28 protein-coding genes are annotated in these 25,588 nt (G+C 44.4%); 14 read left to right on the top strand and 14 right to left on the bottom strand.

What is annotated here, in order from left to right; translation table 11 throughout:
* Positions 1 to 150: 150 nt before the first annotated feature.
* The 5 genes from NL647_RS18050 to NL647_RS18030 all read right to left on the bottom strand — a co-directional run bounded on the left by NL647_RS18050 (position 151) and on the right by NL647_RS18030 (position 2,674).
* Positions 151 to 489, bottom strand: coding sequence for a hypothetical protein (locus tag NL647_RS18050; RefSeq protein ID WP_253650501.1), 339 nt, complete (start codon positions 487 to 489; stop codon positions 151 to 153).
* The gene (locus NL647_RS18045) at positions 480 to 863 is read right to left on the bottom strand and encodes a hypothetical protein (protein ID WP_253650500.1); all 384 of its coding nucleotides are present in this window, start codon (positions 861 to 863) and stop codon (positions 480 to 482) included. The genes NL647_RS18050 and NL647_RS18045 overlap by 10 nt, the downstream gene beginning before the upstream one ends.
* On the bottom strand, positions 863 to 1,123 hold the full coding sequence (locus NL647_RS18040; RefSeq protein WP_005445548.1) for a hypothetical protein: 261 nt from the start codon (positions 1,121 to 1,123) through the stop codon (positions 863 to 865). The genes NL647_RS18045 and NL647_RS18040 overlap by 1 nt, the downstream gene beginning before the upstream one ends.
* A gap of 256 nt (positions 1,124 to 1,379) precedes the next feature.
* Positions 1,380 to 1,613 (bottom strand): hypothetical protein, encoded by a 234-nt coding sequence (locus NL647_RS18035; RefSeq protein ID WP_253650499.1) that lies wholly within the window; start codon positions 1,611 to 1,613, stop codon positions 1,380 to 1,382.
* A gap of 182 nt (positions 1,614 to 1,795) precedes the next feature.
* Positions 1,796 to 2,674, bottom strand: a complete 879-nt coding sequence (locus NL647_RS18030; protein WP_017818000.1) for an AEC family transporter — start codon at positions 2,672 to 2,674, stop codon at positions 1,796 to 1,798.
* 526 nt (positions 2,675 to 3,200) lie between these two features.
* On the opposite strand from NL647_RS18030, the gene ihfA reads away from it, so the two are divergent.
* Positions 3,201 to 3,497 carry an integration host factor subunit alpha gene (ihfA, locus tag NL647_RS18025; protein ID WP_005445544.1) on the top strand — a complete coding sequence of 99 codons (297 nt, stop codon included), beginning with the start codon at positions 3,201 to 3,203 and terminating at the stop codon, positions 3,495 to 3,497.
* Between the two features lie 143 nt (positions 3,498 to 3,640).
* Here ihfA and NL647_RS18020 read toward each other — a convergent pair whose 3' ends face one another.
* Complete coding sequence (locus tag NL647_RS18020; protein ID WP_005445543.1) at positions 3,641 to 4,414, bottom strand: phosphoribosylglycinamide formyltransferase; 774 nt, start codon at positions 4,412 to 4,414, stop codon at positions 3,641 to 3,643.
* A gap of 336 nt (positions 4,415 to 4,750) precedes the next feature.
* On the opposite strand from NL647_RS18020, the gene NL647_RS18015 reads away from it, so the two are divergent.
* A complete protein-coding gene (locus NL647_RS18015) occupies positions 4,751 to 5,401 on the top strand; it encodes a thiopurine S-methyltransferase (RefSeq protein ID WP_253650498.1) in 651 nt (216 codons plus the stop codon).
* A gap of 76 nt (positions 5,402 to 5,477) precedes the next feature.
* Here the strand turns inward: NL647_RS18015 and purT are convergent, their stop codons facing one another.
* The 8 genes from purT to NL647_RS17975 all read right to left on the bottom strand — a co-directional run bounded on the left by purT (position 5,478) and on the right by NL647_RS17975 (position 13,805).
* On the bottom strand, positions 5,478 to 6,653 hold the full coding sequence (gene purT / locus NL647_RS18010) for a formate-dependent phosphoribosylglycinamide formyltransferase (protein ID WP_172580704.1): 1,176 nt from the start codon (positions 6,651 to 6,653) through the stop codon (positions 5,478 to 5,480).
* A 148-nt stretch (positions 6,654 to 6,801) separates the two neighbouring features.
* The gene (cdd, locus tag NL647_RS18005) at positions 6,802 to 7,689 is read right to left on the bottom strand and encodes a cytidine deaminase (protein ID WP_005445539.1); all 888 of its coding nucleotides are present in this window, start codon (positions 7,687 to 7,689) and stop codon (positions 6,802 to 6,804) included.
* A 255-nt stretch (positions 7,690 to 7,944) separates the two neighbouring features.
* A complete protein-coding gene (locus tag NL647_RS18000; RefSeq protein ID WP_005445538.1) occupies positions 7,945 to 8,622 on the bottom strand; it encodes an LrgB family protein in 678 nt (225 codons plus the stop codon).
* Between the two features lies 1 nt (position 8,623).
* A complete protein-coding gene (locus NL647_RS17995; RefSeq protein ID WP_005445537.1) occupies positions 8,624 to 8,998 on the bottom strand; it encodes a CidA/LrgA family protein in 375 nt (124 codons plus the stop codon).
* A 58-nt stretch (positions 8,999 to 9,056) separates the two neighbouring features.
* A complete protein-coding gene (gene sbcB / locus NL647_RS17990) occupies positions 9,057 to 10,478 on the bottom strand; it encodes an exodeoxyribonuclease I (protein ID WP_253650497.1) in 1,422 nt (473 codons plus the stop codon).
* 161 nt (positions 10,479 to 10,639) lie between these two features.
* Positions 10,640 to 11,320, bottom strand: a complete 681-nt coding sequence (locus NL647_RS17985) for a DUF1826 domain-containing protein (RefSeq protein WP_005445535.1) — start codon at positions 11,318 to 11,320, stop codon at positions 10,640 to 10,642.
* A 221-nt stretch (positions 11,321 to 11,541) separates the two neighbouring features.
* The gene (locus NL647_RS17980) at positions 11,542 to 12,915 is read right to left on the bottom strand and encodes an L-cystine transporter (RefSeq protein ID WP_253650496.1); all 1,374 of its coding nucleotides are present in this window, start codon (positions 12,913 to 12,915) and stop codon (positions 11,542 to 11,544) included.
* 194 nt (positions 12,916 to 13,109) lie between these two features.
* Positions 13,110 to 13,805, bottom strand: coding sequence for an NAD(P)H-binding protein (locus NL647_RS17975; RefSeq protein WP_253650495.1), 696 nt, complete (start codon positions 13,803 to 13,805; stop codon positions 13,110 to 13,112).
* A gap of 675 nt (positions 13,806 to 14,480) precedes the next feature.
* On the opposite strand from NL647_RS17975, the gene NL647_RS17970 reads away from it, so the two are divergent.
* The 12 genes from NL647_RS17970 to NL647_RS17915 all read left to right on the top strand — a co-directional run bounded on the left by NL647_RS17970 (position 14,481) and on the right by NL647_RS17915 (position 25,536).
* Positions 14,481 to 15,092, top strand: a complete 612-nt coding sequence (locus NL647_RS17970) for a flavin reductase family protein (protein WP_049535865.1) — start codon at positions 14,481 to 14,483, stop codon at positions 15,090 to 15,092.
* Between the two features lie 19 nt (positions 15,093 to 15,111).
* A complete protein-coding gene (gene cobT, locus NL647_RS17965; RefSeq protein WP_253650494.1) occupies positions 15,112 to 16,155 on the top strand; it encodes a nicotinate-nucleotide--dimethylbenzimidazole phosphoribosyltransferase in 1,044 nt (347 codons plus the stop codon).
* Positions 16,155 to 16,961 (top strand): adenosylcobinamide-GDP ribazoletransferase, encoded by an 807-nt coding sequence (locus NL647_RS17960; protein ID WP_253650493.1) that lies wholly within the window; start codon positions 16,155 to 16,157, stop codon positions 16,959 to 16,961. Before cobT ends, NL647_RS17960 begins: the two co-directional genes overlap by 1 nt.
* A complete protein-coding gene (gene cobU, locus NL647_RS17955; RefSeq protein WP_253650492.1) occupies positions 16,958 to 17,506 on the top strand; it encodes a bifunctional adenosylcobinamide kinase/adenosylcobinamide-phosphate guanylyltransferase in 549 nt (182 codons plus the stop codon). Before NL647_RS17960 ends, cobU begins: the two co-directional genes overlap by 4 nt.
* Positions 17,503 to 18,117, top strand: coding sequence for an alpha-ribazole phosphatase (gene cobC, locus NL647_RS17950; RefSeq protein WP_191117502.1), 615 nt, complete (start codon positions 17,503 to 17,505; stop codon positions 18,115 to 18,117). The genes cobU and cobC overlap by 4 nt, the downstream gene beginning before the upstream one ends.
* An 82-nt stretch (positions 18,118 to 18,199) precedes the next feature.
* Complete coding sequence (locus tag NL647_RS17945) at positions 18,200 to 19,999, top strand: M3 family oligoendopeptidase (protein ID WP_253650491.1); 1,800 nt, start codon at positions 18,200 to 18,202, stop codon at positions 19,997 to 19,999.
* 238 nt (positions 20,000 to 20,237) lie between these two features.
* Complete coding sequence (locus NL647_RS17940; protein ID WP_005439838.1) at positions 20,238 to 21,266, top strand: succinylglutamate desuccinylase; 1,029 nt, start codon at positions 20,238 to 20,240, stop codon at positions 21,264 to 21,266.
* 102 nt (positions 21,267 to 21,368) lie between these two features.
* Entirely contained in the window at positions 21,369 to 22,364 is a 996-nt protein-coding gene (gene btuC / locus NL647_RS17935) for a vitamin B12 ABC transporter permease BtuC (RefSeq protein ID WP_253650490.1), read from the top strand.
* On the top strand, positions 22,351 to 23,118 hold the full coding sequence (gene btuD, locus NL647_RS17930; RefSeq protein WP_080654225.1) for a vitamin B12 ABC transporter ATP-binding protein BtuD: 768 nt from the start codon (positions 22,351 to 22,353) through the stop codon (positions 23,116 to 23,118). The genes btuC and btuD overlap by 14 nt, the downstream gene beginning before the upstream one ends.
* 246 nt (positions 23,119 to 23,364) lie before the next feature.
* On the top strand, positions 23,365 to 24,546 hold the full coding sequence (locus tag NL647_RS17925) for a hypothetical protein (protein WP_253650489.1): 1,182 nt from the start codon (positions 23,365 to 23,367) through the stop codon (positions 24,544 to 24,546).
* Between the two features lie 58 nt (positions 24,547 to 24,604).
* The gene (locus tag NL647_RS17920; protein ID WP_061065109.1) at positions 24,605 to 25,126 is read left to right on the top strand and encodes a hypothetical protein; all 522 of its coding nucleotides are present in this window, start codon (positions 24,605 to 24,607) and stop codon (positions 25,124 to 25,126) included.
* Positions 25,127 to 25,179: 53 nt separating this feature from the next.
* On the top strand, positions 25,180 to 25,536 hold the full coding sequence (locus tag NL647_RS17915; RefSeq protein WP_017190311.1) for a hypothetical protein: 357 nt from the start codon (positions 25,180 to 25,182) through the stop codon (positions 25,534 to 25,536).
* The last annotated feature ends 52 nt before the right edge of the window (positions 25,537 to 25,588 follow it).

The raw sequence follows: 25,588 nt of genomic DNA, 5'->3' as shown, positions 1-25,588 counted from the left end.
TTTGTTTTTGATATGCCTCTACCATTAAAAGGTTTCTCTAGGTCATCTGTTTAAAAGCGCAGTGCCACAGCTTAATCGATAACTGAAGAACACCAGCGCCTTTCTTAAACGTTAACTTGATAGGTAGTTCGTGCTTGCAGGTTCTACTCTCTAGGACTGATTAATATAGCTTTGAAAATACAGTAAAAATGCAGAGATCTTCTGTGCATTCACTTGTTCACCCGCGCAACCAAGTTCTAACCAAAGTTTTTTAATATTCTTCTCTATGAGTGAGCCCCATTTAGCTGCTGGTGGCACAGAGTTAGACGGCGGTTCTCCACAGCAAAGTTCAATATCGATGTTCTGCGATACATCTTTTAGGCATATACGTAGCCACACTTTTTGTCCTTGTTCTTGAGCTTTCGTCACAATAGCGTTTATGGCTTTCGAGTTGCTCTCTAATGAATCAATGACTACTCCACAGCAATCAATGGAAATAATTAATGCCACTGCTTATCCTTTTTTAGCTTTTCATCACTCTCACGTCTCTGACACCCTTCGAGGTAGCGGATAAAATCACATACGCCCTGAACGTTAACGTTCCCACCTTCGCACCGGAACATAAACCAGAGATCCGTCAGCTTACTTTCGAGCTGGGTTAGCGGCTTTCGTCTTGGGCTGTTTGTGGTTGTTGCTATTCTTGGTGCACTACCGCATGCAAGCCGAATGTTAATATCTTGCTTCAAATCTCGGACAATCACAGACACCCATACCTTAGATTTGCGGTCTTTTGCTCTGTTAACGAGTCCGGTTACCCATTCCCTGTCTATCTCTCGTGTTGTTGCTGAGACTCCACAAATATCAATAAATACTTCTAACGCCATTATTCACCACCAATTTCAAACCATTTTTTATCAATAGAAAGTTTCACCATATTTTTCATTTCTCTAATGATGTCTTCACTCAGTTCAGTGTGTACATAAAAGAAGATTCGAGGTGTATTTCCATATCCATTTGGCATGAGGGTATATTCATCATTGCCAAATTTTATTGTTGAAGAGAATTTGATGGCATCAAGCGTAGTTACAACTTTTGCTAAGTGTTCATAGCCACCTAGAAAAATTACAAGGCACTCTTTATCCATATAATTACAACTCCGTTGCAAGTGTTGAGAGATTTTAGGCTAATCGATAAATTGCTCAAAAAGCGAGACTCAAAAAAGAGACATGGTTAATTTAGCCGTAAAATTTAGATTGCGAATTTGTTAAATAAACAATGTCAGCGATAAAGTTTGCTTCAATCTCCTTTGAGCAATGCTTGCATTCTTTCATTTAAAAATACTTCTGGAACATCTTCAGAGGCGTATGCGTGGACGGTCTTCCCGTCGGAAAACTGAGTGACTAATTCATCGGAATTTCGATTAATTGAATCAGTTCATTTTGTTCTTCATCTGTCAAAGTGGAGTGCACATAAACGAAGTATCTAGGTGAATTACCAACTCCTTTTGGGAGTAGAACGTATTCGTCATCGCCAAAGCACACTGTTGGTGTAAATTTGATTGTGTTGAGTGTTGTTGTGATTTCCTCTAAGTGATGAGCACCACCGAGAAAAATCACACGGCATGTCTTATCCATAAAATTACAACTCCTTTGTAAATTTGCGGAGGGTTCAGGCTAATAGATAAAACACTCAAAAAGCGAGGTATAAAGGCTAGATAAGGTGAATTTATTGTTAAAAATTAGATTTCAAATTTGAAGCGTTACGTTGTGATTTGTTAAACGTTGCTTGATGTTGATGGATTATGTGGAGGCATGGTTCAAGCAAGTGATAAAGCAAACGTTAGTAGCAGCGGTAGAGTAATAATGCTTAAAAAGTTGCCAAACAAGACCATAGAAGCAACGTTCAGAGGTTCGATATTGAGTCGTTCAGCAAACAAGTAGTTCATTACAGCTGGTGGCAACATGGTAAACAACACCATCATCTGTAATTGCATGATTGGCAATGGTATCAAGGTATAGATTAAGGCAAAGGCGAGTGCTCCGGTACCGAGTGATTGAAGTGTGCACCAAAGACCCACTCGAAGACCATCCCATCTTAAATGGCACATTTGTGCTCCCAATGATAACAACATAACTGGGACGGCGGCTTGCCCAAGTAATGTGGTCGCTTCAAAAAGAGGAGACCAAATACCAATACCAGAAATGTTGATAAGCAACGCGAGCAAAGCGGATAAGAAGATCGGCATTTTGACGATTTGTTTAAGCGGATTGCCATTACTCAGTAGCATGACGCCAAGGCTTATATGTAGGCATGCTGAAACGACAAAAAGCAATACTGCGGAGGGAAGGGCGATTTCCCCGAAGGTGTAAGTAAACAGCGGTATCGCTAAGTTACCGCTGTTTCGAAACATGTGTGGTGGAGCCCATGCTTTGAATGATAATCCGCAAAACTTCGCGATGGGAACCATCACAATGCCAGGTACTACGACAGCAATAAGCGCGGCTAGTAGCAAGGGGACTTGCCCCATGTTGAGTGGCATACCGACAAGAGAAGAAAATACCAGTGCCGGAGTAAACACATCCATATTGATGCGATTGATTGGGCGAAAATCGGGCTTGAGGCATCGACCAACTAAGTAACCTACGCAAACCAAGACAAAGACGGGAAATAAGATACTGATGACTTGGTGCAACATGGCGGCTCTTTCGCGTGGTGAAAACAGGGATAAACAGTAACAACCTTTCAGTTAACCGTCATGGAGCAATCAATAGAATTTTGTCGCTGTTCAAGCTTTCATGCTCCTAGTGTCACGCTATATCTGAATAACAAGTCTGCTAAATAGGACCGACCAGATCTATTTTCAAACGTACTCAACTTACTGAAAAGGTAAGAAGTTTTGTGTCAATTGTTTGTAAAGTAGCCAGTATCTGACATTTTTATTAAATAGTGATTAATGTTGTTTTGAGTTTTAAAACTAGTAATTTGAACTGGATATTTTTGCCATTGGAGAGGGAATTAAAGGAAAATCTGGAAATGGTGGTGGGTAAACTATCTGCGTGGTGCAACATTCCGTATATTAGCAAAGAAAAAAGTTGGCGAAAATCATAAGCTTGGCATACACTTCCTGATGTAACCCCGATATGTTGTTGAATTGGTAGGGTAAAACTGCTCTGGCGCTACACTAAGGTAGCATTGTTTAACATAGCTTTGAGGAAAGTTTTATGGCGCTCACAAAAGCCGAACTTGCAGAAAACCTGTTTGATAAATTGGGATTTAGTAAACGGGACGCCAAGGAAACGGTGGAAGTGTTCTTTGAAGAGATTCGTAAGGCACTAGAAAGTGGCGAACAGGTAAAACTGTCAGGTTTTGGTAACTTTGACCTTCGTGACAAGAATGAACGACCTGGTCGTAACCCGAAAACTGGCGAAGATATTCCTATTACTGCTCGACGTGTCGTTACGTTCCGCCCGGGTCAGAAGTTGAAAGCTCGCGTAGAGAACCTAAAGACCGACCAGTAAGCCATGTAACATGGAATGAGACCACGCTTTGTCGTGGTCTTTTTGTTTGTGGCTTTCATTACTGACTAAAGAACAAATAAAAACCACCGCAATTGCGGTGGTTTTTCAGTATTCAGGGAATCAGTTTCTAAAATACTGTTTGCTTAGGCTGCTTCTAGGTGCGTCGTTAGGTAAGGATGCCAAGCCTCTTGATACAAGTTTTTAGATTGAGTACGCATGTTACGAATTGATGCCATCTCGATATCATTTAGGTTACGACCTTCAACCAGAGCTTGACGTTCCAGTTTCTGAATTTGCTCGTACAAATCATGCTCCGGACCACTTTTTACATCAGCAATCGCTTTTAGATGCAATTGGACTTCAGCAATTAGGTTGGTTTTTGGTAAACGGACCAACAAGTTGAGATCACGATAACCAGAAGCCGTTGGTTTTTTAAAGCGGTTTTTTACTTTAACAATGGTTGTTTCGCGCTCTAACGTTTCATATACCGACACCAAGCTTGCTACGTCATTTGCAACGATAGTTGCACGGGCTAAGTCGGTGATACGTTCTACTTGACCGTCAAGTTCGTGGGCGATTTTCTCTTCGGCGCGGTGCTGAGATTTAACGCCAGCAAAATAAGGCTGTGCGTCAGTGAGAAGGGCAGTACTCTTACAGATGGTTTCTAGCTCAAACTGCGCTTGGTGCGCTTTGCTGTAAAGTACGTCGAAATCTGAATAAGGCTGTGTTGGTTTGGAGTCGATTGACTGAATGCCATACAAACCACTAAGGCTATGTTTAAACAATTTTGAGCAAACTTCGTTTTGGCTAGCAGAACGGTCTTGCTCGTTACTCGGGACATTTGGAAGTGCGGCGAAAGCCGGCGCTCGGCTTAGTACTAATAGCATCAATGCCGTAGTACGTAGAAATAAGCTCATTCACTCTCCTTAACTTGCTTGCACTTAGAAAATGGGTAACGAAAAGGTCACTAAGATTCGCAAATCAGGTACTACCTAGTTAATGGGGTCTCTACGATAGATTCCAAGGTTGATTTTCAACCTTATGGTGGAATCGTGTTCTAGATCACCATTTTGCTTTCCTTTATTCTGACCATCAGAACAAGGAAGGGTTCCTTCTTGAACGTTAGCCATACTAACATTGCAGTATTAACCAAAGATGAACGGCATAGACAAATTTGAAAAAATCATTAGTCTTAGCCCACAAAAGTGAAGCGCAAAGCTCGAATCCACTATCAGCCGACAAGTAGAAGAATCATGAGAGATCAAGAATTTTGGCACAATAAATGGGCCAGTAACCAAATTGGTTTTCATCTAGAAGACGTGAACCCACTATTGCCTGCATTTTGGCAACATACGGCTGCAAAGCGTGATGATAAAGTTTTGGTGCCTCTGTGTGGTAAGTCAGAGGATTTGATTTGGTTAGCGACCAAACACGACGAAGTTCAGGGCGTTGAGCTAAGCCAAATTGCGGTAAGAGCGTTTTTTGCTGAGCATTTTTACACACCAACGGTAACGCCTGTTAATGGTATGCACGAGTTATATCAGTTTGATGAGCTGTCGATTTATACGGGTGATTTCTTTACCGCCCCAGTATCTAACGCCGATATCATTTACGATCGCGCTGCGTTAGTGGCTCTTCCTAAAGAGATGCGAGCAGAATATGCTGCTCGTGTTAAGCAATTGCTGAATCCTGGCGGTCGTATCTTGTTGGTCACGTTGAACTACCCGCAAGAAGAGATGGCAGGACCTCCTTTTAGTGTTCCTGTAGAAGAGATTGAACAGTTATTTTCCGGTTATAAGATCGCATGCTTAAACGTAGATCAAGCCGATGATAATCACCCTAAAATTGCCAAAAAGGGTCTGAGTCGCTTCTCTGAAGAAGTGTATTTAATTGAAAGTGAATAGGGTAACCGAGTTTATACAAATAAAAAGCGCAGCCAATTGGGCTGCGCTTTTTGTTTCTTGGAGCGAACTAGTGAAATCAGTAAACGATCTGTACTTTAGAAGCGCTGCTCACTGCATCTTCAATCGAATCTTCGATAGTCTTACGACGCGTTAGAACAACGCCTAAACGACGGCGACCATCGATTTCAGGCTTACCAAACAAACGAACTTGAGTTTGTGGTTGAGCCAGGGCATTGGCAAGATTATCAAAGCGAATATCTGTTGATGTACCTTGCCCTAGGATGACAGCTGACGCGGACGGGCCGTATTGAATGATACTGTTGATTGGCATGCCAGTGAACGCACGAACATGCAGAGCAAACTCAGACATTTCCTGAGAAATCATAGTTACCATGCCAGTGTCGTGTGGACGAGGTGAAACTTCGTTGAAAATTACTTTATCACCTTTCACGAACAGCTCTACACCGAAGATGCCGTAACCACCGAGCGCATTTACGACTTTCTCCGCTGTGTATTCTGCTGCTTTAATCGCAGTATCTGACATTGCTTGTGGTTGCCACGACTCTCGGTAGTCACCATCTTCTTGACGATGCCCAATTGGTGCGCAGAAATGGACACCATCTTTCGCTCGTACTGTCAGCAGCGTAATTTCATAGTCGAAGTCAATAAAGCCTTCGACGATCACACGACCGGCACCAGTACGACCGCCTTCTTGCGCGTACTCCCACGCTGTTTGCACATCTTGTTCTGTTTTGATGACGCTTTGTCCTTTACCAGACGAACTCATCACGGGTTTTACTACACAAGGGATACCAACGTGCGAAACTGCCGCTTTAAAGTCATCAAAGTTATCTGCAAACTGATAAGGAGAAGTCGTTAAGCTTAGCTCTTCAGCTGCAAGACGACGGATGCCCTCGCGGTTCATAGTCAACTTAGTTGCTTTTGCTGTCGGAACGACGTTCACGCCTTTTTCTTCTAGCTCAACTAATTTGTCTGTTGCGATAGCTTCAATTTCCGGAACCACATAAGCAGGTTGCTCTTTCTTGATGATTTCTTCTAATGCTTCGCCATCAAGCATATCGATGACGTAGCTGCGATGAGCCACTTGCATTGCTGGTGCGTCAGCATAACGGTCACACGCGATCACTTCTAAACCAAGACGTTGACATTCAATTGCTACTTCTTTACCAAGCTCGCCAGAGCCCAGAAGTAATACACGGGTAGCATGAGTGCTAGTAGCAGTACCAAACATAGTGTTCCCTTACAAAATAAAGTGGTGGAAGCGAATTTGCAGGGGATCATACTGATTTTTGCGAACGAAGCAAACGTTTGCGTGTGATTTTAAACAATAAAAAAAGGCCCTGCGTCATGCAGAGCCTCTCTCATAAGAGCATTGTGAGTTAAATGTTAACAAAACTCACTGGAATATCTGGGTTCAGTGCCTCTAGTGTTGATTGAGTATCGGCTAGGTGGCTGATCTTACCCTGTGAGTTCTCCACTAGTGCTGCGGCTTTGATGTCTTCAAACTGCTCGCCTGCCATCAGGATTTGAATTAAGGCAACCTGAAGTGGCGGAAGGCTAGGGTTGAACGCTGCGTTTTCTGCGTAAGCACCTTGGAATACACGACCACTATTCATCTCAAGAGCAATGCCACTTAAGTTGTTAGTGTATGGAGCGTGACTAATGTTCATCGCAGTAACTGCTTTTTGGATCAGAGTGTCGTTGTCATCGCAAGCAAACTCGTGTTTCACTTCTGCCATTAGACCTGACTGGATACCAAGATCAGCAGGACCGAATGCTTCAGGAAGATAGTCGTGTAGCGATTTTTCTTCACGCTCTGGCAATTGGATCTTTAATTCTTTCGCCGTAGTTAGTTCATTCATGAACTGACGACAGTGACCACAAGGGCTGTAGTTAATGGTGATATCTTTAACACCACGTTCGCCTTTCATCCAAGCATGGCTAATCGCGCATTGTTCAGCATGAACAGTTTGACCTAACTGAACACCAAAAAACTCCATGTTCGCACCGAAGTAAAGGCGACCAGATAGACCACGAACAATCGCGCCTACATAGAATTCAGAAATCGGTGCGTAAGAAAACGCAGCGGCAAAAGGAAGTAGAGCAACACGAAGCTCTTTATCAGAAAGATTGGTAGCGTTTAGTAGCGCTTCAAACTGTTGCTCAGAAATAGTGGCATCAAAATCGTCAGAAAGGACGATAGGAGCAAGAGGTGTTGAAAGTGCTTCAGGAGCGCTTGCTAGCGCCTGTTCAATGCGACTTTTCATGTTGAATCCTTGTTATTGCATGGACAGTTATTCTATGTGAAAGGTGGAAATGTTCTGTGCTTTAGATCACGTTAATGTGTGTAATGATAATTTACGTTACATAATTAGAGTGAGCTCACACATGTATTCGATTTCACTAAGATTTAACGTTATCTCTGTCCCACTAATAACTATATCAACGTACATTCATACTGCGAATTTTCTAGAGGAGATTATGACCTGCTCACTTGATAGCAAAGCAGGTCATTGAGGTTATTATTGGTATAACCAAACCGCCAAAGCAAAGAAGCTTGGCGCGAGAATTGAGGTGATGATGCCACAAAGCACCAATGCAAGAGATGAGAACGCTGCGTCTCCCGGTTGTTTCTCAGCACATGTTGCGGTGCCGAGAGCGTGAGAAACAGTACCCATTGTTAGACCGCGCGCAATTGGATGCTTAATACCAATGATATTGAAGATCGGGTACGCGAGGATGGCACCAAACAAACCCACAATAAGCACTAAAATTGCCGCAACAGCTGCTTCTCCGCCTAAGTGGCTAGAGATTTCCATCGCGATAGGGGTCGTCACAGACTTACCAACCAAGCTGGCTATTAAGCTAATGTCAGCTTTAAATGCCACCGCAATAAGCGTAGCGGTAAGCATGGACATAACACTACCTAACGTGCAAGCCAGAGTGATAATGCGCCAATTGGCTTTGATTTGAGGCAGTTGTTCATAAAGTGGATATGCCAGCGCAACAACGGCGGGTTGAAGTAAAAAGCTGATGTATTCGTTGTCAGCGTAGTATGTTTCAAATGGCACTTTCAAAAAGGTTAGCAACGGGATTAATACCGCGATACTGATCAAAAGCGGGTTAGCAATCGGATTGTTCACCTTGATTGCAATTTGGCGTGCGGCAAGGAAAACCACAATAGTGACAAGTAACCACATACTAGTGCTTCTCCTTCAGTAAGTAATCTAAGAACCATGCCAAGCTGACCAATACGATCAGTGAGCCGCCTACTGCACTCGCAATAATTGGCAGTGCGTTAGCCAGTAGCATATCGAAGTGTTGCATCAGACCCACGCTGATAGGCACGAATAGCAGGATCATATAGCGGATGAATAGGGTTGCACCTGGCTTAACCCATTCCACTTTGACTAAGCCAAGGGTCATTGAGAAAAACAGCACAAGCATCCCGATGACACTTCCTGGAACAGAAATGCCAATGAATTTTTGAATGGTGTTGCCGATACCAAGTGCTCCCATGATGAGTGCGAGGGAGATGAGCAAATGGATCAGCTGTAGTAATCGATCTTTTATCATTTTGACAGCATATAAAACAACAAGCACACCCGAAGGTGCGCTTGAACAAGGTAAGAAATTAGGAGGCTAGGCTCTCTACATAACGATAGACGGATTTTAATATTGCTATCTTCTTTTCGTCACTTTCATGTTCGTGAACTAAGTTTTCCAAATTCATCATGTACTCTTCAATCTGACTTTCGAAAACTTCACGACAATGTTGTGCCCAGCGTCTTTGTTCTTGTTCATCTAATGTGCCTGCATAATGGCGAGCACGGTAACGGAAAAGCAATGGCTTGATTCGTTTATCATCGAATTCAATGTCCAGTGCGGCTAAGTTATTCGGATCGGTTTCACGAATGATGTCCATAGCAGCGCGAACAGCAGGCGAGAAAAAACCATCGTAAAGCTGCATATCAACGTCATTACTCTTTTCGAATTCACGTTCTATAGAGAATAGACTAATCAGCTTCTCTCGGATCTCTGGGTGTTGGCGCAACAACGCTAAATTGTTTAAACATTGTTGGCGGTCAATACCAATGACTTCCGCATTTTCCGCGGTTAATGTTTTTGCTGGAGCGAGAATAGGGCACTTGTTCAGATGCACCAGCTTCACTGGTACAGGCAGTAAGTCGCCCAATTCATCACGCTTGGTGTACAAGCGTTCTTTCAGTTCTTCCGCTGAAAGTTCAAGGATCGGCTGAGGATCTTTGGCTAAATCAATCGTGATAACAGCGTTGTTGTTGGTTGGGTGCCAAGCCACAGGCACAATCCAGCTTGTGTATTGGCATTCACGCCCAAGCATGCCTGATACATGCATCAACGGAGTCATATTGACAATATCAACCAGCTCATTGAGTTTGCGCTTGTTACGCATCGAGAAAAAGTAGTCAAATAGCTTAGGTTGGGCGGCTTTAACTTTCTTCGCCATTTCAATCGTGGCAATCACGTCGGCCATCGCATCGTGAGCATTGCTGTGTTCAATGCCATTCGCTACGGATAAATGCTCTAGCTTGAAGCTTGTAAAGCCTTCATCGTTCTCCGGCCATTCAATACCTTCAGGACGCAGGGCATGACATGCTCGCATCACGTCAAGCAAATCCCATCGTGAGTTGCCGTTTTGCCAGCTCCATGCGTATGGGTCGATGAAGTTTCGGTAGCAAGTGTAACGAGTGACTTCATCATCAAAACGTATGCTGTTGTAGCCAAGGCTAGTCGTCTTTGGTTTAGACAATTCAGCATGAATTTTGGCGATAAACTCAGGTTCAGGTAAGCCTTCTTGCATTGCTTTTTGTGGTGTAATACCAGTGATCAAAGCTGCTTCTGGCGAAGGAAGGTAATCAGCAGGTGGACGACAGTACATCACCAAAGGTTCACCAATGATATTGAAGTTTTCATCAGTGCGAACGCCAGCAAACTGGCTTGGGCGGTCTTTGGCTGGACTTGTTCCCCAAGTCTCGTAATCGAAAAAGAAAAAAGTGGGCTGATTGTCTTGGTGCATTCTGCTTACCGTTTACGGAACCGATAGGAGTATTAGACCATTCAACGCCTTGACTCGCAACGAAAGATGCAATGTGACGTTGTGAAAATGAAAAAGCCGAAGTGTCACTTTCGGCTTGAAGTTTTTTATTTGGTTAATGCTTGGACAATCGCTGATTTTTATTAGCCAAAATCAAGGGTGAGCAACAAACGAGCTTGATTCGATTGGATACTAGGCGAGCGATGAACCAGCCCTTTGTTTTCATTTCCGATCCAACGCTCACCTTTTAGCAGTGCAACGTCACCAACAGAAAGGTGCCTGATGTCTGATTCTGCTCTGTATAAGCCGGATTCTGCATCCGAAAGCCCATGACTACCGCGACCGAGCTTTGAGCGATCAAGTACGTCATTAGCAATCCATTGAGTCGCAATGCCTTGGTAGGTAGTGACTAGGCGGCAGGGGACTTGATCAACGTGAAAACGGGGACACATCGCGCTATTGAGTGTCGCTAGGCGCAGTCCTGCGTCTTCTAACTCAAACAAATAGCAAAACATGTCGACTAACTCCACGATATTTCTCAACAATACATCCGGCGCCTGCCCATCGGTTGCGTATTGCAGTACTTCATAAGCATTTTCAGGAGATACATTCAGCGATTTATTGAAGTTAGGGTGGGAGGTGATGAACCGATTCGTGGCATCGGCAAGCGGTTGATCGAATTGTCGCCGCCAGATTGCGATATTGATGTCTTCTTGATAGATGTTCGCTAACACAGTTGGCTCTTCGCCTGAACTGAAACACGGCGCTCGAAGTGTGCATTCAAGAGCCTCAGTTGAAGTGGACTCGATTAAAGTTGAACTCATGACATTACCTCCGATGTTATCTGTGTTCATTTTGATATTTGTGAAATGTTATATTATAACAATACTGCTCAATAAATCAGTTTAGACAGTTAGCGAGTAGGGAGTAAGGCATTAATTGGAGAAGATAGGAAGGGGATGACTCTTCACTTTGGTGCGCTTAAATACAAAAAAGCCGATGGAGAAACCATCGGCTCAAACTGAGAGTTATTTTTTGAGAACAGCTACGCTTTTTGTTCTTCTAACTGTCCATTGTCGTTGGTGGATTTCAACAATCGGCTGGTAATGGTACCTGCAGTCATTGCACCAGAGACATTAAGTGCAGTTCGCGCCATATCAATTAGTGGCTCGATAGAGATCAGTAGCGCTGCGATTGTCACAGGCAAGCCCATCGCAGGCAGTACAATCAGGGCTGCAAAGGTTGCGCCGCCGCCGACACCGGCAATACCAAATGAGCTAATCGTGATGATGGCAATCAGTGACAGAATAAAGTTGATGTCTAGAGGATCGATACCCATTGTTGGCGCTACCATTACCGCAAGCATTGCTGGGTAGATACCTGCACAGCCGTTCTGACCGATAGTGGCACCGAAAGACGCTGACAAGTTCGCAATCGCTGGTGGTACGTTTAGCTTGGTGATTTGTGCTTCAACGTTAAGTGGAATCGTTGCCGCTGAACTGCGTGATGTGAATGCAAATGTCAGTACTGGCCAAATCTTTTTAAAGTACTCAGCAGGGCTAACGCCGACAAAAGAAACAAGTAGACCATGGACAAGGAACATCAGTGCAATTGCAACGTAAGATGCAACAATAAAGCCAAGCAAATTAAAAATGTCGGCAGCACTTGATGTTGCGACCACTTTCGCCATAAGGGCAGCAATACCATAAGGCGTTAATGCCATGATCATCTTAACCAGGCGCATAACCACGGATTGTGCCGCTTCCACAAAAGTACGAATTGGAGATTCCAACTCTTCTTTTTCTGCCATCACTTTACGTGCAGCGATACCTACTAAAACACCAAAGATAACCACAGCAATGATCGATGTAGAACGAGCCCCTGTAAGATCGGCAAACGGGTTAGTTGGAATAAAGCTTACTAACATCTGAGGAATCGTTAGGTCGCTTACTGATCCTACTCGACTCTCTAATACGGCAATACGAGCCGTTTCACGTGCACCTTCAGTTAATCCAGCGGCAGACAAACCAAATGTAGTCGTAACAAGAATACCGATCATGGCAGCAATGGCTGTTGTTACCAGCAAAACAGAAATCGTTAGACCAGAGATCTTACCCAGCGAACCGCCTTTCTCTAGCTTTACAACGGCGGAAATCATGGAAATCAATACCAAAGGCATAATCACCATTTTAAGGAGACCAACATAACCGCTGCCGACTATGCCGACCCATTCAAGTGTTTGTCCAATGACATCGCTGCCTTCGCCATGAATAAGTTGCAGTCCAAGACCGAAAAGAGAGCCCGTAATCAAGCCAATTAAAACCAAACGCGAGAGTGTGTTTTGTTTTTGTTGTTGGTTAAAAAGGAACATTAATATGGCGATAAACACCGCCAGAGAAGCAACCACTGCGAAATTCATAATCTTACCTTAGTAATCGGCATAAGAAGTGCTGATTAAATTTTATACGGAGCTATATACTGGTTGGGTAAGATACCGAGTGGGATATAACTTTAAAAATGATAAACAGGTATTAGATAGATCTAAAATGAATATAAAAATGCGACTCGACTCTCGTTGATGACTGATTTAGCGTAATATTTAGGCGAAATTTTTCAATCATAGTGCCTAATGAGATCAAGCATATCCTTTCTATGCAAATAAATGACTTTTTCTTCTTGATAGCTGAAAACTTGATAAATCATCGCTTTGGCTACGTCTTGAGCATGAACGGGTATAAAGTTCGCCAATTTACCAAGCATAAGCGGACGAATTACCTTAGAAAGTGTCTGAACAACCTTTTCATCCGTACGAGGATTTTCTCGCTGTCCGACCAGAGGTCCGGGCCTTGCGAACACCACTTCTTCAAAGCCCATCCTCTCGATATTTTTTTCCATATGTCCTTTGCAAGCTAGATAATGGGATGAAGAAGACGCCTTTGCGCCTAGACTCGAAACCACAGCGATGCGTTTTACACCGATCATCTTCATTTGTTGAGCAACTTTACATACCAATTCGACGTCGATTTTTCGCAGAGCATCTTTGCTGCCAGCTTGTTTTAATGTGGTGCCGAGACAAATAAAACCGACGCGTGGAATCGGTTGCTGATCGTCCCAATCGTGGATTGTGAGCGCCGCGTCTAACAATGGGACAATTTTGTTATTTGGATCCTCGATACCAGTGATCGTTCGGCGGGAGAGAGAATATAGCGTTTCGATGCTAGGCTGTGAGATCAGTTGAAGGATGACTTCTCTACCAACCAGCCCTGTTGCGCCAGCGATAATGACACATGCATTTGAATCGTTACTCATTGTATTCTTCCTCATAGAGAACAGTTGCTTAGGCTATTGTAGCTTAATTGTTCAGCCAAGCATTAGGCATGCTATCAATGTTTGACGCACGACCCGTTTGCTCGCTCTTCAAACGAGGCAAATAAAAAGACCCGCGGGACGAACGGGTCTTTTTTCCTAGGAGAATGATAAGGGTATGGATTGCCGCGATGGGCGTTGTTTGTTGGGCTTGCCTCTCTTAGCGGGGCGACGACTTTGATTGGCAAACATAATTTCTCGCTTTTTTGTTAGGGACAATTTCTTTAAAGCATCACACGTGCCAACTTTCAAAATACAGACGATGAGGAAATCAGCTCTCGTTTCATTTACGCCTAATTTTTGTTGAGCGTTTTATTGGATAACTTATATTTATCAATGTGTTAATTTATTTGGTTAGACTGATTTTGACCATCGGATGTTATCAATTAGAGCGCTGAAAAATAAATGACTGAGACTGAGTTGGTTTAAGTTGAATGCTTTCTTTAGTAGAACAAGCTTGTTGAAATAACATTTTTATCAATATGACTGTCGAATTGACAAAAAGCGCTGTCAAAAAGAGAAAATCAGATGAAATTGCACGGGAGAGGGGTACACTTGTTCTCTCAATTTGTCGGGAGTCTCATTTCTCTCGCGGTTTTCTAAGACCAAGGACGTCGTATGAACATAGATCTCAGTACGCTTGCGCCAACGCAGGTGTACCATTTGATGACTCAAACTGTCATTCCTCGCCCAATCGCTTGGGTGCTCACAGACTCAGGTGAGCAAAACTTCAACTTAGCGCCATTTTCCTACTTTACTGCGGTCTCCAGCCGTCCACCTTTATTGATGATTTCTGTGGGAAAAAAGCCCAATGGGGACATCAAGGACACCACGCGAAATGCATTAGAAACCGGTAAGTTGGTTATCCATATTGCACCCAGCGATCTCGCGGATAAAGTCACTTTATCTTCTGCCACATTAGAACATGGGGAATCTGAACTGGAGACGACTCAACTTGAGACGGTTGATTTCCAAGGTTTCGAATTACCACGCTTAGAGGGCGCGCCAATTGCATTCGGCTGTAAGTTGCATGAAGTGATAGAGATGGGGGAGACGCCGCAAAGTTTAATCTTTGTAGAGATTGAACACATTTATGTCGATGAGCGGGTCATATCCATGGAGGGTGACCGTTTAAAAGTTGATGCCTTAGCTGTCGACCCATTAGCTCGGTTAGGCGGTAATGAATACGCCACGTTAGAAAAAACTTTTTCTGTCGCTCGTCCAAAATAAAGAATAAGGAATCATCATCATGGATCGCTCTTTTGCCTCAGAAATTCAAGCTCGCATTGATAACAAAACCAAACCATTAGGCGCTCTTGGTTTGCTCGAAAAAGTGGCGCTAGAACTGGCGTTAATTCAAAGCCAAGATAAACCTCAAGCGGTTGAAAAAATAGAAATTCGCAAACCAACCATGTTGGTATTCGCTGGTGATCACGGCATCGCCGAAGAAGGGGTGAGTATTGCGCCCAGCGCTGTGACTCAACAAATGGTGGCGAATTTTCTCGCCGGTGGCGCCGCTATTAATTGTTTCTGCGATCTCAACCAAATTGACTTTAAGGTTGTTGACTGTGGCATGTTGTCACCGATCGATACCTTAGTTCCTGACTTTAAAAATCATCCCAACTTGATTGAGAAACGTCTCGGAAATGGTACGGCAAACTTTGCTAAACAAACGGCGATGTCCCTAGAACAAGTCGCGCTAGGTTTGGAATATGGTGCAAAGGTCGCGCAGCAGGCGATTCTTAATGGCTCGAACTTGTTGATGTTTGGTGAAATGGGGATTGGCAATACCAGTTCGGCATCGGCATTGTTAACAGCGTTGAGTCCATTGGAAGTCGACCATTGTGTTGGCTATGGTACTGGCATTACTCAAGAGCAACTCAACCGTAAAATCAAGCTAGTCGCACAAGGTGTGAATCGCTGCCGTGAGCTTGATACCAAAGGCGCGTTGGCTCAAGTCGGTGGGTTTGAAATCGTGCAAATGGTTGGTGCATTCTTAGAAGCGAAACGCCACAAAACGCCTATTTTAGTCGACGGATTTATCGTCTCTGTAGCCGCTTATGTCGCGACTTTATTGGATGAAGAGACGCGAGATTACATGCTGTTTGCTCATAACTCAGAAGAGAATGGGCATAAGTTTGTGTTGGAATGCCTACAAGCGGAGCCTCTCTTGGATCTTGGTTTGCGTTTAGGTGAAGGAACCGGAGCGGCGCTTGCTTTGCCACTGGTAAAAGCGGCGGCTCAGCTTTACAACAACATGGCGAGCTTTGAGAGTGCGGGAGTGACGGTTTAGTGTCTGCATCTGAGAATACCCACACTTCAGAGACTCGTTCTTTGCGCTATCAGAGTGAGCTTTTCTTGCTCGCAATAAGCTTTTTTAGCCGTATACCTGTGCCCGCAGATTTACCTTATAGTGAAACGCGCATGAACCAAGCAGGGCGATACTTTGCTTTGGTCGGTGTGGTGCTTGGGCTATTGTGCGCAGCTGTATTTTCACTGGCAAGTTTGTTGTTCCCAAACTCAGTTGCCATCGTGTTGACCATGGCATTTAGCCTGCTGCTTACCGGCGCTTTTCATGAGGACGGATTAACGGATATGGCGGACGGCATTGGCGGTGGCATGACGTTAGAGCGCCGCTTAACCATCATGAAAGACAGCCGCATCGGGACGTACGGCGCGGCAACGCTAATGATGGCGCTGCTGGCGAAGTTTGTATTTTGGAGCGAGTTAGCCAATGAACCTCAATTTTGGCTGATGATCGTTGTGGCGTTTACCGTGAGCCGAGCGTTGGCTGCCACTCTCATATATGACATGCCTTACGTTAGTGACGCGGATACCTCGAAAAGTAAACCGTTAGCGAATAAGCAATCGAGCTTGGAAGTCGCGATACTGCTCTTAACTGGTGGGGTTGTAACGTTGTTACTGGGTGTGACTCAGGCTGTTGTTATTGTATTGGTATTGGCACTGTTTCGTGTCGGCTTTAAACGCTGGCTGACCAAACGTATCGGCGGATTTACTGGCGATTGCCTTGGTGCCGCGCAGCAGCTTTCAGAGTTGCTTGTTTATCTCATTCTTATCGCATTTAGCCATTCATTATGAAGCAACTTATTCTAGGTGGTGCTCGCTCAGGAAAGTCGAGCTTAGCAGAGAGCAGGGCGCAACAATGGGCACAAAATAAAAACGGAACGCTTCACTATGTGGCGACGGCATTGCCTTTTGATGACGAGATGAGGCAACGCATTGCTCACCATAAACAGCAGCGAGGGGCTGGGTGGATTGAACATGAATGTCCGCTTAACTTGCCTGAGCTCATTTGTGGGTTTTCGTCTCAAGATATTGTGTTAGTTGACTGTCTCACGCTTTGGCTCAACAACTGGATCTTTGAACTCGGTGATGACTGCTGTAATGAGCGGTTAGAGGAGCAAATTGAGTTGTTGGTGAATGCGGCGGCGCAATCTGACGCGACGCTGATTTTTGTCTCTAACGAAGTCGGTATGGGCATTGTGCCGCTCGGCGCCGTCAGTCGTTATTTTGTTGATAATGCGGGACGGATGAATCAAAAACTGGCGACCGTATGTGAACAAGTCACGTTTGTCGCCGCGGGCTTGCCGCTTGAGCTCAAACCACAGGAAGGGAAAAGATGAAAACGTTGAATATCTATTTACTGCGACACGGAAAAGTGAACGCAGCCCCAGGTTTACACGGACAAGCCGATTTAAAAGTTGATGAAGCTGAGCAACGCAAAATTGCGCAAGCCTGGCAACAGACGGGGCGAGAAGTAGAAGGGATCATCAGCTCTCCCTTGTCACGTTGTCACGACCTTGCTGAGATACTCGCTGAGCAGCAACTTTTGCCTTTAAGTGTGGAGCCACAACTTCAAGAGTTGGATTTTGGTGATTTCGATGGCATCCCATTTGACATGCTTTCTGAGCACTGGAATAAGCTCGATGCGTTTTGGAAAGCACCGGCACAACACACCTTACCGAATGCTGAGAGCTTAGATGATTTCTCTCATCGTGTAACTTGTGCTTGGTCTCAAATCATTAATGATATCAATGACAACTTGCTAATTGTCACGCATGGTGGCGTAATTAGAATGATTCTTGCCCATGTATTGGGTGTAGATTGGCGCAATCCGCGATGGTATTCGACATTAGCGATAGGAAATGCGTCAGTAACACATATAACAATTACCATCGATGATCAGATTTACGCCTCAGCTCGTTCGATAGGCGTACCACTATTTGAAAATTAGTCACGGAAGTAGCCAACGCTTGGATCTCTACCGAGTTTAAGAGATAAAAGGGCTGGCTCGATTACATCAAAAGGAACCATAAATGACCGCTCCTAGCTGGGATTTATCCATCGTTTATAACGATCTCGCTGACCCACGAATTCAAGATGACATTGCCCTTGTAGAGCAATGCATTGACCTTCTCAATAAACAGTCTGCCGATTGTAACTCTGTTGAAGTGATGCAAAACGCAATCTTAACCAGCGAGGCGGCAAGCCGTTTGGCTGGCACTATTGCGAACTTCGCTAACTGTTACGCGTCGGTGGATGCGACAAATGCAGAGGCGAAAGCACTGCTGGGTCGTATGACGCGTATTTTCTCTGAGCTTTCTCAAGCTTACAGTGCGTTTGAGCTTAAATTGACTCACGCTGATGAAGAGTTCATTACTCGCGTTTTGGATCATGAAAATCCAGACATCAGTGGTCAGGCGTTTTCAATCGTGAACTCTCGCAAACTGGCTGACACACGTTTAAGCACCGAAGAAGAAAAGCTATTAGCGGCAATGAGCGTGGATGGAAAATCTGCGTGGGGTAAGTTATACAACAACCTCACGGGTTCTTTGAAAGTGAAGCTTGACTACGCTGATGGTGAAAGTGAAGAGCTTGGCTTCTCGCAAGCAGCAAGCATTCTTTATGGTTCTGAATTTGATCGCCAAGAAGCTGCGTGGCGTGGCGTTCAAAAGGCGATGGCGACACATCAAGAATCTTTCGCTTCTATCCTTAACGCGCTTTCAGGTTGGCGTTTAACAGAGAATAAAAAGCGTTCTACCAAACGTGATGTCCATTTCCTTGATCCAAGCTTACATGGCAGCCGAATTAAAGCGGAAACGTTGGATGCCATGATGAAAGTCGCTAAAGACAGCCGTGAGATTGGTCAAAAAGCCGGTTTGCTAATGGCGAAGGTCCACGGTCTGGATGAGATGAAACCATGGAATCATCTTGCTGCGATGCCTGCTTTGAGTGGCGAAGCGAAAGTTTATCCATTTGATGAAGCTATCGACGTCATTTGTGAAGCGTTCGAAACCGTGAATCCAGACATGTCCGAGTTTGTCCGCATGATGGTACAAAACGGCTGGATTGATGCTGCGCCTAATGCCAATAAACGCCTTGGTGCATACTGTACTAAGCTGCCGGCGACGCGTACGCCGCTTGTGTTTATGACTTGGAGTGGTAGCCGCTCAGACCTAATGACGCTTGCTCACGAGCTTGGTCATGCCTTCCACAACTGGGTGATTCGTGATTTGCCGCTTTGCCAGACGTACTACCCAATGACGTTGGCAGAAACTGCCTCGATTTTCGCTGAAAACATCGTTCGTGATCATCTGATTTCAAAAGCAGAAAGTGTGGATGACAAGCTCGAAATGCTGTGGGAAGAGCTCTCTTCGGCGTTAGCGCTGATGATCAATATTCCAGTTCGTTACGAATTCGAAAAAGCTTTCTACGAGCGTCGCCAAGAGGGCGAACTGACAGCAGATGATTTCTGTGAACTGATGTCAGAAACGTGGAAAGATTGGTATGGCGATGTGATGAGCGAGGCTGACCCTTATTTCTGGGCGAGCAAACTTCACTTCTCCATTTCTGGGGTGAGCTTCTACAACTACCCATATCTGTTCGGCTTCTTGTTCAGTAAAGGTATCTACGCTCAACGTGAAGCTAAAGGGGAGCGTTTCTACGACGATTACGTAGATCTATTACGTGACACTGGCAACATGATGGCTGAAGAGGTTGTAGACAAGCATCTTTCAATGGATCTGACGCAACCCGAATTCTGGCAGCAGAGTGTGGAGCTAGTTCGTGACAAAGTAGACGAATTTGAACGTTTACTCGCACAACGTGGTGAATAAACGCTAAAAGTTGATCAAATCATAATGATCTTCTTTAGGGCTGTGGTAAAGTTCACAGCCCTAACACTTTGTAATTGTTTAAAAAATAAACGCCTCAATGCTTGATTTGAGTGCATGGCGCGAAAAGGTATGGGATTTTAAATAAATTTGGCGGCTTCTACTCATAAGTGGGATCGCAACAACAAAAATCCTTTGTACAATTTATTAACATACCCGCCGTGCTATTAAGGAGTAACGCATGACGAAGTCTCTCTTTCGCCAATCGTTTTTAACTGACACGTTAGATGTTCATATTGATGTCGCGCCAGCGGAGCAGGTGCTGTCTAATGGTGTAAAACTTAAACTCTATCAGCGTGGTGTGCTAGAAGTGATTCCTGATGAATACACTCAGGAAACCAAGAACGTCATCATCTCTTGTGGTGTCCACGGGGATGAAACCGCACCGATGGAGCTGGTGGATTCAATTATCAAAGACATCGAATCCGGCTTCCAGAAAGTCGAAGCTCGATGCTTATTCATTATCGCTCACCCAGAATCGACTCTGGCGCACACGCGATTTTTAGAAGAAAACCTTAATCGACTGTTTGATGAGAAAGAGCACGAGCCAACCAAAGAGCTTGCGATTGCTGATACTCTCAAATTGTTAGTGAGAGATTTCTATCAAGATACGGCAGCGGAAACACGCTGGCACTTAGATTTGCACTGTGCGATCCGTGATTCAAAGCACTACACCTTTGCGGTGAGTCCGAAAACGCGTCATCCTGTTCGTAGCAAAGCTTTGATTGATTTTCTCGACAGTGCACATATTGAAGCCGTGCTACTGTCTAACTCACCAACCAGCACATTCAGTTGGTTCAGTGCAGAGAACTACGGCGCTCAAGCTTTGACGATGGAACTGGGTCGTGTGGCTCGCATTGGTGAAAACGACTTAGACAAACTGACTGCGTTCGATTTGTCACTGCGTAACCTAATCGCAGAGGCGAAAGCGGAGCACTTGTCTAAGCCATGTATCAAGTACCGTGTGAGTCGTACGATTGTACGCTTGCACGAAGATTTCGATTTCATGTTTGATGACAACGTCGAGAACTTTACCTCATTCGTTCACGGCGAAGTGTTTGGCCACGATGGTGACAAACCATTGATGGCGAAGAACGATAACGAAGCCGTTGTTTTCCCAAATCGCCACGTCGCGATTGGTCAACGCGCAGCATTAATGGTGTGTGAAGTGAAAACGCGCTACGAAGATGGTGAGTTAGTCTACGATTAATGCCATATCGCTTTAATTTCGGCGAATAAAGCGTAAGAACACATTTGCAATTTACCGAGGCTTAACTGTAAGGTTAAGCCTCGTTTGTATTTATCGGCTACTATGGATTTTCAACAACTTATCCTGAACAAGGAACGACGCTGGCAACGCAATCTTTTGATTATGTCAGTGATTCTCGTGCTGCTCTCTGCTATCCACTTGATGGTCGGAGAGGTATTCCTTTCTCCTTTTCAGCCTCTCTCAGCATTTGAACAAAAACTCTTGTTGGATTTACGCCTTCCACGTTTGGTTTCTGCCGCCATTATCGGTGCAGCATTGGCGGTCTCTGGTGCTACCTTACAAGTTCTACTCGGGAATGTATTAGCCGAACCCGGCGTTCTCGGGATCTCCGGTGGCGCGAGCTTGGCAATGGTGCTCGTCATGTTTGCCTTGCCGGTTTTACCTTCTCCGATGATCTTTATGTTGGCTGCCATTGCCGGTTCGATGCTGTTTACCGTCATATTGGTTGGTATCGCAAGGGCAATGCATCTCACTACTGCAAGGCTGCTGCTCGTCGGCGTTGCACTGGGTATTTTGTCGAGCGCCATTGTGACGTGGGCATTCTACTTTAGCGATGACTTAAGCCTACGTCAGTTAATGTACTGGCTAATGGGCAGTATTGGTGGGGCAAGTTGGTATCAGCACACCGTTACTTTGGTCATGCTACCTGTATTGATTTGGCTCTGTTGCAAGGGCAAACCGCTTGATAAGTTGATGCTTGGGGAAATCCATGCCACTCAACTAGGTATTGATGTTCATCAGATGCGCTGGAAACTCATTTTGGCAATTTCCATTCTCGTTGGTGGTTCCGTTGCATTGGGGGGGATCATTAGCTTTGTGGGCTTAGTCGTGCCGCATCTGCTTCGATTAGCGTTTGGTACAGAAAACCGTTACTTGTTGCCTCTGTCGGCAATATCTGGCGCAGCCTTATTGGTGTTTGCTGATATCGGCGCGCGTTTGTTGCTCGATTCCGCTGAGCTGCCGCTGGGAGTGATGACCACTTCTATCGGCGCACCTATCTTCATTTGGATGCTGGTGAAAAGTCATGATGCACGTTAAGCACATCGCAGTGGGAAGTCGACTGCTACCGCTCTCCTTTGAATGTAAGCCGGGTGAGGTTGTCCATGTCGTTGGTCCAAACGGCTCAGGAAAGAGTACATTACTTGGTGCGATATCTGGCACCTTAACTCAGCGTGAAGGCGTAAGTGGGGAAGTACTTGTCGATAATAACGACCTGCTCACAATGCCACTTTCAGAACAAGCGCATATCCGTGGGTATTTGTGTCAGCAATCAAGACCTGCATTCAATGTTGATGTCTTTCAATACTTAGCACTTTCATTGCCAACTGGTGCTAATATCAGCGACGCGAAAGTACGAGATGCCGTTAATATTGTTATTGAGCTAGTACAACTGCAAGACAAGCTTCATCGAAGTATTCAGACATTATCCGGCGGTGAATGGCAGCGTGTCCGTTTAGCCGGAGTGTGTTTGCAAGTGTGGCGCACAATTAACCCTTACTCTCAGCTATTGATTTTGGATGAACCCGCAGCGCCGCTGGATATTGCCCAAGAAGGACTGCTATATCAGCTCATTAATGCCGTCGCTGCGCAGGGGATTGGGGTGTTGGTCGCAAACCACGACCTAAACCGAACGCTTAAACACGCTGATAAAGTCTTGCTGCTCAATAACGGCGTATTGCATTCTTTAGGTCATGCAGATGAAGTACTCACGGAAGAGGGCTTGGCAGAAGTTTTCCAAACTCAAGTTCGTAAAGTCGTATTGGAAGATAGACCCTATTTGATTTTTGATTAACTTGAATTCGCAGCTAAAAACCGCCGTATTGACATCAAACAGAGCACGCTAAAAAGTGTCAATCTGGTTGTAAGACTGTGATGTTCAATGCCAATACTAAGCTGCAATTAGCCGTTTTCTCTAACACTCTTTTCGTGCAAGTGATTATTTTAGCAGTTGCAGTGATATTTCGAGCGATTCCATTTTTATACGCTTCTAAGCCATTTCTTATTTGAAGGCTGATCTCAATTGCCTATAAAGTTGATAGTGAAACATAAAGATGAGAGACATCAAAACAAAGGTACTTTCAAACCATATTCATTTAATGGTCATGTGAACTATAACTCAATGGACGAACCCAATTTAGAATCAGCCCGTTTAACGGAAAAGACTGAAGACCTACGAAAACGAAACCAAATACCTTTTAAATTTGATGGTGAACCAGTTGGGGAGCTGGCAGGTCGCTTCGAACACTGGCTCCCAGGCAAGAAATTTGAGGTCATGGCTGCGGTCAACAACTTCGCTATGTCATTGAATGCTCGGGGGAAGGTAATCGCAGACATGACAGAGCTGGTTTGTGTGACTGATAATTTACCACTAGCAAACTTTGATTATTGGGAGAGGCTTATTCGCTCACAGTTTTCAAAAGTGGTATCAGACACGAAACACGCTTCACAAATGTGCACTTGGTTGGATTTAATTAGTGCTGATGGACGCAAACGAGAGAAGACGCTCAGAACGTTGTGTGGTGGTGCGCCTAATGCATTTTTTCTTTGTATGGCGCTACGCAGACTTAATGATTGGGCACCTCAAGTTCGCCAAGCCGCCAAAGAGCAATTAGCGAAGATAGCAAAGCACAGTGATCCTCAAGACGTTGCAAATGCGACAAGCGTAGTCCTTGTTCATTGGAACTCTTGGGGACGAATCGATGAGACGGAAAAGCAAGTATTGCTGAATATAATAAGCAGACCCCAGGTAGCAAACGCTATTGTCGCCAAATTGATGAACTCTTCTTGCGGTCCCATGCCCTCGTTATTTTCTCAGTTAAGTCGGACCAACATTTTAGATACGCATCTAACTAACATCGCGAAGAGTGCTATTCAACCTTGTATAAGAGCCAAGGCTTTTCGTGCTCTTTTCGAAAAACGGCTTACATGGATTCATGGGCGAGAGTGGGTTTGGACAGATATTCGTTACTGTGAAGGGCAGTTCAAGCCCATCGTCTACGAACGGCAGATTAGTGTCTCCCTTTCATCTGCCGAGTTATTAAACCGCTCAGCACGCGACGCTTCTCCTATTGTTCGCAGAGTTGCAGCTGAGTTCCTTATTCGAGAGTTAGAGTCTCTTGGTAGTAAGGCAAAGAGATACGCACAGGGATTTTCAGCAGATAAATCAAACTCTGTCTCCGAGCGAGGTAGGTTTGCACTGAAGATGTTAAGCAAGACATAAAAGTGCAGCTCTTAGAAAACAAGTTATACGAAAAACTAGATGGTAATAATGTAAGGGGGTGCATATTAATGTCAGCTTAGCCACAGTGATTAAAAGTAGGTTATTACTCTTTGCTTTTCTTCTTTATCCGACGGTATCACCAGCTAAAAGCTCAGAGATACATCTTTTACTTAACTGGATGATAGATAACCATCAAACGATCGAAACCACGCTTAAAGATAGTAACCCATCTACATTAGTACCAACCATCTTCACTTTAATTGAAATCTGGAAACGTCGTGATGGAGCGCTTTCTGGGGAGGTGTCCCCATTAATTCTGAAGGCATTAATTGCGGACCCTTACACCACCTTATTGTTACTTTCGAAACAGCCTCTATCATTCGACAATTGGCTTGATGAGTTGGAAGGAATGGCATTTACCGCCTATGACACTAACGACAAAGCGGGACTTGAAACGTTAAGAGTCGATGTAATGCAGTCGCTCAGGTCGATTTCTGAAGCTAACGAAGGAAAGTTAACTTTGATGGCATCCCAACTTATCAATAGATTAAGTCACATTGAAATACGGGATATTCACTAAATCATGTAGGACACAGCTCTTGTTGCGCCTTTACGAATATACAAGGAGGAAGAGTGATAAGACTCATTGCTTTACTAAGTTTAGGGTTGGCATTTTCAGTGCAAGCGGAGAGAGGGCTCTCACCCAAAGTCGAACAACCGTTGCTTCAATTTGCACAAGCAAATTGTTTATATCAGTATTTTTCATACAAAAATTATGATTTAAAAGATATAAGAAGCATCTCGGCAGGTATTGTACAGATGAGCCATATTCCCGCAGATAAATTCGTTGAAGTTAATGAATTAGTTCGTAACTATGAGCCCCAGATTCAGTATAAGAAAGAGACGTCGCCTCTACTTGTGAAGTGTTTTACTTTAGAAAGCGACCCTGCTTTTTTGAAAAAACTGAGCCGCGTTTCGGAGCGTGATTAAGATAAGAGACCTTTTCTTATTTTAGAGTTTTGGTTAAAACGGAAGAAAAGCT

Source organism: Vibrio sp. Y29_XK_CS5, from assembly GCF_024181835.1.
GTDB lineage: Bacteria > Pseudomonadota > Gammaproteobacteria > Enterobacterales > Vibrionaceae > Vibrio > Vibrio harveyi.
The sequence above is the reverse complement of the archived record's forward strand: the minus strand, read 5'-3'. Positions and strand labels throughout refer to the sequence as shown.

Excerpts from the sequence above, each read along its gene's own strand:
- ihfA (WP_005445544.1), top strand. The coding sequence starts at position 3,201 with ATGGCGCTCACAAAAGCCGAACTTGCAGAAAACCTGTTTGATAAATTG.
- NL647_RS18035 (WP_253650499.1), bottom strand. The coding sequence starts at position 1,613 with ATGGATAAGACATGCCGTGTGATTTTTCTCGGTGGTGCTCATCACTTA.
- sbcB (WP_253650497.1), bottom strand. The coding sequence starts at position 10,478 with ATGCACCAAGACAATCAGCCCACTTTTTTCTTTTTCGATTACGAGACT.
- NL647_RS18040 (WP_005445548.1), bottom strand. The coding sequence starts at position 1,123 with ATGGATAAAGAGTGCCTTGTAATTTTTCTAGGTGGCTATGAACACTTA.
- btuC (WP_253650490.1), top strand. The coding sequence starts at position 21,369 with ATGGATTTTCAACAACTTATCCTGAACAAGGAACGACGCTGGCAACGC.
- NL647_RS18020 (WP_005445543.1), bottom strand. The coding sequence starts at position 4,414 with ATGAGCTTATTTCTACGTACTACGGCATTGATGCTATTAGTACTAAGC.
- NL647_RS18000 (WP_005445538.1), bottom strand. The coding sequence starts at position 8,622 with ATGTGGTTACTTGTCACTATTGTGGTTTTCCTTGCCGCACGCCAAATT.
- NL647_RS17970 (WP_049535865.1), top strand. The coding sequence starts at position 14,481 with ATGAACATAGATCTCAGTACGCTTGCGCCAACGCAGGTGTACCATTTG.
- NL647_RS17995 (WP_005445537.1), bottom strand. The coding sequence starts at position 8,998 with ATGATAAAAGATCGATTACTACAGCTGATCCATTTGCTCATCTCCCTC.
- NL647_RS17975 (WP_253650495.1), bottom strand. The coding sequence starts at position 13,805 with ATGAGTAACGATTCAAATGCATGTGTCATTATCGCTGGCGCAACAGGG.
- NL647_RS17945 (WP_253650491.1), top strand. The coding sequence starts at position 18,200 with ATGACCGCTCCTAGCTGGGATTTATCCATCGTTTATAACGATCTCGCT.
- NL647_RS18015 (WP_253650498.1), top strand. The coding sequence starts at position 4,751 with ATGAGAGATCAAGAATTTTGGCACAATAAATGGGCCAGTAACCAAATT.
- cdd (WP_005445539.1), bottom strand. The coding sequence starts at position 7,689 with ATGAAAAGTCGCATTGAACAGGCGCTAGCAAGCGCTCCTGAAGCACTT.
- NL647_RS17940 (WP_005439838.1), top strand. The coding sequence starts at position 20,238 with ATGACGAAGTCTCTCTTTCGCCAATCGTTTTTAACTGACACGTTAGAT.
- cobT (WP_253650494.1), top strand. The coding sequence starts at position 15,112 with ATGGATCGCTCTTTTGCCTCAGAAATTCAAGCTCGCATTGATAACAAA.
- NL647_RS17985 (WP_005445535.1), bottom strand. The coding sequence starts at position 11,320 with ATGAGTTCAACTTTAATCGAGTCCACTTCAACTGAGGCTCTTGAATGC.
- cobC (WP_191117502.1), top strand. The coding sequence starts at position 17,503 with ATGAAAACGTTGAATATCTATTTACTGCGACACGGAAAAGTGAACGCA.
- btuD (WP_080654225.1), top strand. The coding sequence starts at position 22,351 with ATGATGCACGTTAAGCACATCGCAGTGGGAAGTCGACTGCTACCGCTC.
- NL647_RS17980 (WP_253650496.1), bottom strand. The coding sequence starts at position 12,915 with ATGAATTTCGCAGTGGTTGCTTCTCTGGCGGTGTTTATCGCCATATTA.
- purT (WP_172580704.1), bottom strand. The coding sequence starts at position 6,653 with ATGTTTGGTACTGCTACTAGCACTCATGCTACCCGTGTATTACTTCTG.
- NL647_RS18030 (WP_017818000.1), bottom strand. The coding sequence starts at position 2,674 with ATGTTGCACCAAGTCATCAGTATCTTATTTCCCGTCTTTGTCTTGGTT.
- NL647_RS18045 (WP_253650500.1), bottom strand. The coding sequence starts at position 863 with ATGGCGTTAGAAGTATTTATTGATATTTGTGGAGTCTCAGCAACAACA.
- cobU (WP_253650492.1), top strand. The coding sequence starts at position 16,958 with ATGAAGCAACTTATTCTAGGTGGTGCTCGCTCAGGAAAGTCGAGCTTA.